The organism is Streptomyces sp. NPDC058291 (genome assembly GCF_042880855.1).
GTDB lineage: Bacteria > Actinomycetota > Actinomycetes > Streptomycetales > Streptomycetaceae > Streptomyces.
In genome coordinates, this window is the sequence record NZ_JBHVYK010000156.1 from 1 (window position 1) to 8,109 (window position 8,109).

6 protein-coding genes are annotated in these 8,109 nt (G+C 73.4%); 2 read left to right on the forward strand and 4 right to left on the reverse strand.

What is annotated here, in order from left to right:
- Positions 1–79 precede the first annotated feature (79 nt).
- Genes whiA through uvrC form a run of 4 tightly spaced genes read right to left on the reverse strand, consistent with a single transcriptional unit; the run spans position 80 to position 5,332 of the window.
- Positions 80–1,069, reverse strand: coding sequence for a DNA-binding protein WhiA (whiA, locus tag ACFVYK_RS37450; RefSeq protein WP_109000029.1), 990 nt, complete (start codon positions 1,067–1,069; stop codon positions 80–82).
- Positions 1,060–2,127: a uridine diphosphate-N-acetylglucosamine-binding protein YvcK gene (gene yvcK, locus ACFVYK_RS37455; RefSeq protein ID WP_389781207.1), complete on the reverse strand. Its 1,068-nt coding sequence runs from the start codon at positions 2,125–2,127 to the stop codon at positions 1,060–1,062. Before yvcK ends, whiA begins: the two co-directional genes overlap by 10 nt.
- Positions 2,124–3,191 carry an RNase adapter RapZ gene (gene rapZ / locus ACFVYK_RS37460; protein ID WP_389781208.1) on the reverse strand — a complete coding sequence of 356 codons (1,068 nt, stop codon included), beginning with the start codon at positions 3,189–3,191 and terminating at the stop codon, positions 2,124–2,126. Before rapZ ends, yvcK begins: the two co-directional genes overlap by 4 nt.
- Entirely contained in the window at positions 3,188–5,332 is a 2,145-nt protein-coding gene (uvrC, locus tag ACFVYK_RS37465; protein WP_389781209.1) for an excinuclease ABC subunit UvrC, read from the reverse strand. The genes rapZ and uvrC overlap by 4 nt, the downstream gene beginning before the upstream one ends.
- Positions 5,333–5,645: 313 nt before the next feature.
- On the opposite strand from uvrC, the gene ACFVYK_RS37470 reads away from it, so the two are divergent.
- Positions 5,646–6,653, forward strand: a complete 1,008-nt coding sequence (locus tag ACFVYK_RS37470; RefSeq protein WP_389781210.1) for a hypothetical protein — start codon at positions 5,646–5,648, stop codon at positions 6,651–6,653.
- Positions 6,654–7,132: 479 nt separating this feature from the next.
- The gene (locus ACFVYK_RS37475; protein ID WP_389781211.1) at positions 7,133–8,053 is read left to right on the forward strand and encodes a carbohydrate kinase; all 921 of its coding nucleotides are present in this window, start codon (positions 7,133–7,135) and stop codon (positions 8,051–8,053) included.
- The last annotated feature ends 56 nt before the right edge of the window (positions 8,054–8,109 follow it).

The window sequence follows — 8,109 nt, forward strand, 5'->3', positions numbered from 1 at the left end:
TACACCCCCGCCCGGGGGCCCCCAAACCCGCGGGTGGCGCCCCCCGCGCGCGCCCCACCACCGGCGTTCTGAGCGAGCGTCAGCCCACCAGGTTGTCGGCGAGTTCGTCGCTGAGGTTGGCGTCCGTGCCCGGGATGCCGAGGTCGGAGGCGCGCTTGTCGGCCATCGCCAGCAGCCGGCGGATCCGGCCGGCGACCGCGTCCTTCGTGAGCGGCGGGTCCGCGAGCGCGCCCAGCTCCTCCAGGGAGGCCTGCTTGTGGTCCATGCGCAGCCGGCCGGCCGCCGCGAGGTGCTCGGGCACCTCGTCCGCGAGGATCTCCAGAGCGCGCTGGACGCGAGCCCCGGCGGCGACGGCCGCGCGCGCCGAGCGGCGCAGGTTGGCGTCGTCGAAGTTCGCCAGCCGGTTCGCCGTGGCCCGCACCTCGCGCCGCATCCGGCGCTCCTCCCAGGCCAGCACCGACTCGTGCGCCCCGAGCCGGGTCAGCAGCGCGCCGATCGCGTCGCCGTCGCGGACGACGACCCGGTCGACCCCGCGCACCTCGCGGGCCTTCGCCGCGATGGACAGCCGACGGGCGGCCCCGACCAGCGCGAGCGCGGCCTCCGGGCCCGGGCAGGTCACCTCCAGGGAGGACGAGCGGCCGGGCTCGGTGAGCGAGCCGTGCGCCAGGAACGCCCCGCGCCAGGCCGCCTCGGCGTCGCAGGTCGCGCCGGAGACCACCTGCGGGGGCAGGCCCCTGATCGGACGGCCGCGGCCGTCCACGAGCCCCGTCTGCCGGGCCAGCTGGTCACCGCCCGCGACCACGCGCACGACATAGCGCGAGCCGCGGCGGATACCGCTCGGGGCCATCACGATCAGCTCCGAGCCGTGGCCGAAGATCTCCAGAATGTCCCGCTTGAGCCGACGGGCCGCCATCGCGGTGTCCAGCTCCGCCTCGATCACGATGCGCCCGCTCACCAGGTGGAGGCCGCCGGCGAACCGCAGAAGGGCGGAGACCTCCGCCTTTCTGCAGCAGGTCCGGGTGACGGGGAGCCGGGAGATCTCGTCCTTCACCGCTGCCGTCATCGCCATGGGCCGATCCTTCCATGCATCCGAAAAATACGGTCGTACGCGGCGGCCAACAGCTCCGGGTCGTGCCTCGGGGTTCCGTCGGGCCGGGCCACCGGCGCCAGTTCGACCGCCGCCCCGAACCGTTCGGCGGCTTCGGCCAGCGAGTCGCGGTCGGGCACGGCGGCCTCGTCGGCCAGCACCACGTCCAGGGCGAGTTTAGGGGCGTGTCGTCCCAAAACCTCCAAATGACGCTGCGGGGAGAAGCCATCGGTTTCTCCGGGCTGCGGCGCGAGATTCAGGGAGAGGACCCGGCGCGCCTTCGTCGCCATGAGCGCGTCCAGCAGGTCGGGCACCAGCAGATGCGGCATGACCGAGGAGAACCAGGAGCCCGGGCCGAGCACCACCCAGTCGGCGTCCAGGACGGCGTCCACGGCCTCCGGGACGGCCGGCGGGTCGTGCGGCACCAAGTGCACGGACTGCACCTCGCCGCGCGTCAGCGCCACGGTCGCCTGCCCGCGGACGGTGTCCACGTCGTCCGGCCGCAGCGGATCATGGCCCTTGACCAGCGCCTGGAGCTCCAGCGGCACGGCGGACATGGGCAGCACCCGCCCCTGCGCGCCGAGCAGCCTGCCGACCAGGTCGAGGGCCTGGACGTGGTCCCCGAGCTGCTCCCACAGGGCGACGATCAGCAGGTTGCCGACGGCGTGTCCGTTGATCTCGCCCTGGGACTGGAAGCGGTGCTGGATGACCCGGGCCCAGGTCTGGCCCCAGTCGTCGTCGCCGCACAGGGCGGCCAGGGCCTTGCGCAGGTCGCCCGGGGGCAGCACGCCCAGCTCGTCGCGCAGGCGACCGCTGGAGCCGCCGTCGTCGGCCACCGTGACGACGCCGGTGAGGTCGCCGGTGATCCGGCGCAGCGCGGTGAGCGAGGCGGACAGGCCCATGCCGCCGCCGAGGGCGACGACCTTGGGCTGGGCGCCCCGGCGGCGCGGTTTGGCGCCGCGGGCCTCGACCGGCCGGCTCACGCGCCCGTCGGGCGCGGCCCTGCGCAGCCGGCCGAGCCGTGGAGAACGTCCTGTCATTCCCGTCCCATGTCCCGGTGCACGACCACCGTCTCCACGCCCTCGGCCGCGAGGCGCGCGGCGAGCTTCTCCGACATGGCCACCGAGCGGTGCTTGCCGCCGGTACAGCCCACCGCGATGGTCACATAGCGCTTGCCCTCCCGGCGGTAGCCCGCGGCGACCAGCTGGAGGAGCTCCGCGTACCGGTCGAGGAACTCCTTCGCGCCGGGCTGGTTGAGGACGTACGCGGAGACCTCCTCGTTGAGGCCGGTGTAGGGGCGCAGCTCCGGGACCCAGTGCGGGTTGGGCAGGAACCGCATGTCCACCACGAGGTCGGCGTCGACCGGCAGTCCGTACTTGAAGCCGAAGGACATGACGGTGGCCCGCAGCTCGGGCTCCTCCTCGCCGGCGAACTGGGCGTCCATCTTGGCCCGCAGCTCGTGGACGTTGAGGCTGGAGGTGTCGATCACCAGGTCGGCGTCGCCGCGCAGTTCGCGCAGGAGTTCGCGCTCGGCGGCGATGCCGTCGACGATGCGGCCGTCGCCCTGGAGGGGGTGCGGCCGGCGCACGGACTCGAAACGGCGCACCAGAGCGTCGTCGGACGACTCCAGGAAGACGATGCGCCGGGTGACGCTCCTCGACTCCAGGTCGGCGAGGGACTCACGCAGGTTGTCGAAGAAGCGCCGGCCGCGGACGTCGACGACGACCGCGATGCGGGCCACGTTGCCCTGGGAGCGGGCCCCGAGCTCCACCATGGTGGGGATCAGGGCGGGCGGGAGGTTGTCGACCACGAACCAGCCGAGGTCCTCCAGACACTTGGCCGCCGTCGATCGGCCGGCCCCGGACATGCCGGAGATGATCACCAGCTCGGGGATGGCCGCTTCCGGGATCCCGGGCGGCGTGACGTCCGTACTCACCTGTGCTCCGTCTTCGTGGCGTGCTTCGTGCGGCGAGCCGCCGGCGCCCGCGGGGGGCGGGGCGGCGGCCTCGCCGGGCCCTCGATGGCTCTGCCGGGGATCGGCTGTGGGCACAGTAGTGGGCGTCTGTTCCGGCTGGGCCGTGGGGTGTGCGTCGTGCTCGGTCATGTCTCCTGCCCCCGTCGTTCCTCCGGGGCGCCCGACGTCACGGGGGCCCCGGGGGAACCCGCCGTGGTGTCGGGTTCCTCGTCATCAATGATCTCTCCGGTCGCCGTGTTCACGGCGGGGGCGGGCGGCGCCGCCCGGGTGAGGGCCACCGCGATGGTCTCGGCCGTCTTGCGGCCTATGCCCGGGACCTCGCAGATCTGGTCGATCGTCGCGGCGCGCAGCCTCTTCACCGAGCCGAAATGCTTGATCAACGCCTGCTTGCGCGTCTCGCCGAGGCCGGGCACCTCGTCCAGCGGGCCGGCGCGGAAGCGCTTGGCGCGCTTGGTGCGCTGGTAGGTGATCGCGAAGCGGTGGGCCTCGTCGCGGACCCGCTGGAGCAGATAGAGGCCCTCGCTGCTGCGGGGCAGGACGACCGGGTCGTCGTCGTCGGGCAGCCAGACCTCCTCCAGTCGCTTGGCCAGGCCGCAGACGGCGATGTCGTCGATGCCCAGCTCGTCCAGCGCCTTCCTGGCCGCCGCGACCTGCGGCTGTCCGCCGTCGACGACGACGAGCTGCGGCGGGTAGGCGAAGCGCTTGGGGCGGCCGTCGTCGTCCTTGAGGCTGCTGGTGAGGGGCGCTTCCGCGGCGTCGGCGAGGGGGGCCGGGGAGCCGTCGGCGAAGGCGTGCGGGGAGCCGTCGGCGAGGGCCTGCGGGGAGCCGTCGGCGAGGGCGTCCGCGCCGTCGGCCCACTCCCCCGTGCGCTCCTTCTCGGCGAGGTAGCGCCGGAAGCGGCGGGTGATCACCTCGTGCATGGAGCGGACGTCGTCCTGGCCCTCGAAGCCCTTGATCTGGAAGCGGCGGTACTCGCTCTTGCGCTGCAGGCCGTCCTCGAAGACGACCATGGAGGCCACCACGTCGTCGCCCTGGAGGTGGGAGATGTCGTAGCACTCGATCCGCAGCGGGGCGCTGTCCAGGTCGAGGGCCTCGGCGATCTCCTCCAGGGCGCGTGAGCGCGTGGTCAGGTCGGAGGCGCGCTTGGTCTTGTGCAGGACGAGCGCCTGCTGCGCGTTGCGTGCGACGGTCGCCATCAGGTCCTTCTTGTCGCCCCGCTGCGGGATACGCAGCGACACGTTGGACCCGCGGCGCTCGGTGAGCCACTCCTGCACCGGCTCCACCGGGTCGGGCAGGGCGGGGACCAGGACCTCCTTGGGCACGGAGTCGCCGCGCTCCTCGCCGTACAGCTGCTGCAGAGCGTGTTCGACGAGTGCGCCGGTCGTGACGTCCTCGACCTTGTCGGTGACCCAACCGCGCTGACCGCGCACGCGCCCTCCGCGGACGTGGAAGATCTGCACGGCCGCCTCCAGCTCGTCCTCGGCGACCGCGATCAGGTCGGCGTCGGTCGCGTCCGCGAGCACGACCGCGTTCTTCTCCATGGCCTTCTTCAGCGCCTCGATGTCGTCGCGCAGGCGGGCGGCCCGCTCGTACTCCATCTCCTCGGCCGCCTCCATCATCTGCTTCTCCAGGCGGCGGAGGTGGGTTCCGGTGCGGCCGGTCATGAAGTCGCAGAACTCGTCGGCCAGTTCCCAGTGGTCGTCGGGCGAGATCCGGCTGACGCAGGGCGCGGAGCACTTGCCGATGTAGCCGAGCAGACAGGGGCGGCCGGTACGGGAGGCGTTCTTGAACACGCCGGTGGAGCAGGTGCGCACGGGGAAGACGCGCAGGAGCAGGTCGACGGTGTCCCGGATCGCCCACGCGTGGGCGTACGGACCGAAATACCTGACGCCCTTCTTCTTGTGGCCGCGCATCACCTGCACGCGCGGGAACTCCTCGTTCATCGTCACCGCGAGGTAGGGATAGCTCTTGTCGTCGCGGTACTTGACGTTGAACCGGGGGTCGTACTCCTTGATCCAGGAGTACTCCAGCTGGAGCGCCTCCACCTCCGTGGACACCACCGTCCACTCGACCGACGCGGCCGTGGTGACCATGGTGCGGGTGCGCGGGTGCAGACCGGCCAGATCCTGGAAGTAGTTCGCCAGGCGCTGGCGCAGGCTCTTCGCCTTGCCGACGTAGATCACCCGGCGGTGCTCGTCGCGGAACCGGTACACCCCGGGAGAGTCCGGGATCTGTCCCGGCTTGGGGCGGTAGCTGGAGGGGTCGGCCATGTCTCACACCCTACTGGCGCGGGGTGACACTCCGGCGAGGCTGTGGACGGCGCCGGGCGTCCGCGGCGGGAGCTCGCACGAGCGGGCCCGGCAGCGGCGGGGCCCCGGGGGGGCGGCGACTCGGCCACCCGCACGTGTCACTCGGGCATCGGGTGTTGTCGGGACCAGGTCAACACGCTTCAATGCGGGGGAACTCGGGGCCCTGACGGCCGCCTCAGGGACATGAAGGAGCTTCGGCGCCGCGGTCAAGGCCCCGACCACCCCCACGCACGGTCCGACCAGCCGTCGTGAGCATTCACAGGAAGGCCCCTGCATGCCGCACGCCGCCGCACAGCACGCGGACGCCGCCGTCGACGCCGTCAGCGCGGAACTGGACACGGCCCTGCGAGGGGGGCCCTTCCATGTGGCGCTTCGCGCCGCGATCGCGGCCCGTGGGCTGCCGTTGCAGCGTGTCCAGCACCACCTGTCGCGCTACGGGGTCAAGGTCGGGGTGACCAGTCTCAGCTACTGGCAGCAGGGCGCCCGGCGACCGCAGCGCCCCGAGTCGCTGCGCGCCGTCCGCGCCCTGGAGGAGATCCTGCGCCTGCCGGACGAGTCGCTGATCCGGCTGCTCGCGGACTCGGCCGACGGACACGGAGGGCCCGGCGGGTCTGCCGGGTCCGGCGGGTCGGGCTGCGCGACGGGCGGCCGGTCCGCGGGGCGCTCCTACCGCTCACTCCTGCAGGCCTCCGGCGTCCTCGACCAGCTGCTCGGCGACCTGGAGTGCCCGGTGGACGGCGGGCTGCACACGCTGGGCCACCACGAGCGGGTCCGCATCGGGGCCCGCCGCGAGCTGCTGGGACGTGAGTCGCAGCACATCGTGCGCGCCCATCGCGACGGCGTGGACCGTTTCGTGGCCGTCCACCACGGCGATCCCGGGTGCGCGCCGGAGCGGATGACGGTGCACGCCCTGGAGAACTGCCGGGCCGGCGGGGTCCGCCGCCACCACGCCACCGGCGTGCTCGTGGCCGAGCTCCTCTTCGACATCCGCCTGCGGGCCGGCGACACCTTCCTCTTCCGCTACGGCGTCGAGGACGGCACCGGCGACGCGTCCACCGAGTACGTCCGCGGCTTCGGCGCGGCAGGCGGGCAGTACGCCCTCCAGGTCCGCTTCGACGAGCACGCCGTGCCCGTGCGCTGCCACCGGTTCAGCCAGCACTCGGCCGCGGCCCCGCGCGGCGGCCGCCAGGAACTTCCGCTCAGCGGCCGGCACCGTTCGGTGCACCTGGTCGAGCCGCGGGTGCGGTCGGGCATGGTGGGGATCGGCTGGGACTGGGAGTGAGCCACGGCCGTCGGGGGCCCGCGGCCGCCCTCGGTGACGGTCCTGGACCGCCTGCGGTCGCGGTCACGGTCTGCGGCCGCGTCGCGTGTCTGCTCGTCCGCGAGATCCGGCAGGACCGACAGCCGATCAAGCGGATTCCGGCCCCTCCGGACCTCGCCCCCGGCCCTCGGCGACCTTCGAGGGTTCGAGCGCTTCGGTGGCGTCGGCGCTTGTGACGACTGCGACGGCTGCGGCGGTTGTGACGGCTGCGGCGGTGGTCGACCCGGACTGTGGGACGCCGCTGCGACATGAGACGGCTTCCCGGGCGTTGGGGCGTGGCTGCGAAGTGAGACGGCTTCCCGGGCTTTGGGGCGTGGCTGCGAAGTGAGGTAGCTTCCCGGCCGGCGGCTCACCTGCTTCTTCGTCCGTCGCACCTCGTGCGGCCGCGCCGCGAGCAGCGGTCCGAGCGGTCGCAGACAGTCAGAGAGAGGAACCGTCCAGTGATCGTCGTCGCCGGTGAGGCCCTGATCGACCTGGTACCGCAGGGGACCGGCGCCCTCGCGGGTCTGCGGCCGGCGCTCGGCGGGGGCCCCTACAACACGGCGGTCGCCCTCGCCCGTCTCGGCTCCCCCACGGCCTTCTGCTCCCGCGTCTCGCGGGACGCCTTCGGCGAGGCGCTGCTGGACCGGCTGCGGGAGTCGGGCGTGGACCTGTCCGCGGTGCAGCGCGGCGCGGAGCCGACCACGCTCGCCGTCGCCTCCCTCGACGGGAACGGTTCGGCCGCCTACTCCTTCTACGTCGAGGGCACCGCCGACCGGCTGTTCAAGGCCCCCGACGCGCTGCCCGCGGGGACGCGCGCGGTGTCCTTCGGCACCTGCTCGCTCGTGCTGGAGCCGGGCGCGAGCGCGTACGAGGAGCTGATGCGCACCGCCGCGTCGCAGGGCCTGTTCGTCGCGCTCGACCCGAACATCCGTCCCGGGCTGATCCCGGACGCCGACGCGTACCGCGCCCGTTTCAAGAGCTGGCTGCCCTCGGTGTCGCTGCTGAAGCTCTCCGAGGAGGACGCCGAGTGGCTGGGCGGCACCCCGCGCGAGTGGCTGTCCGCAGGGCCCTCGGCCGTCGTGATCACCCGGGGCGGCGCCGGGCTCACCGCGTTCACCCGGGACGGCGCGGTGCACTCGGCGCCGGGCGAGCGGGTGGACGTCGTGGACACGATCGGCGCCGGGGACACCGTGAACGCGGCTCTGCTGCACGCACTCTCGGCGCGGGACGCGCTGTCCCCGGCCGCGCCGTCGGATGTGGACGCCGCCGGCTGGCAGGAGCTGCTGGGGTTCGCGGCGCGGGCGGCGGCGATCACCTGTTCCCGGGCCGGTGCGGAACCGCCGTACGCCGCCGAGCTGCGGGCGCGGGGGATCCTCTAGCGGCCGCCGAGGGCAGCGGCTGCCGAGGCGACGGCGGCGCCCACGGGGTGTCCCCG

Coding starts and splice junctions, on each gene's coding strand:
- yvcK (WP_389781207.1), bottom strand. CDS start 2,127: ATGACAGGACGTTCTCCACGGCTCGGCCGGCTGCGCAGGGCCGCGCCC.
- uvrC (WP_389781209.1), bottom strand. CDS start 5,332: ATGGCCGACCCCTCCAGCTACCGCCCCAAGCCGGGACAGATCCCGGAC.
- rapZ (WP_389781208.1), bottom strand. CDS start 3,191: ATGACCGAGCACGACGCACACCCCACGGCCCAGCCGGAACAGACGCCC.
- whiA (WP_109000029.1), bottom strand. CDS start 1,069: ATGGCGATGACGGCAGCGGTGAAGGACGAGATCTCCCGGCTCCCCGTC.
- ACFVYK_RS37470 (WP_389781210.1), top strand. CDS start 5,646: ATGCCGCACGCCGCCGCACAGCACGCGGACGCCGCCGTCGACGCCGTC.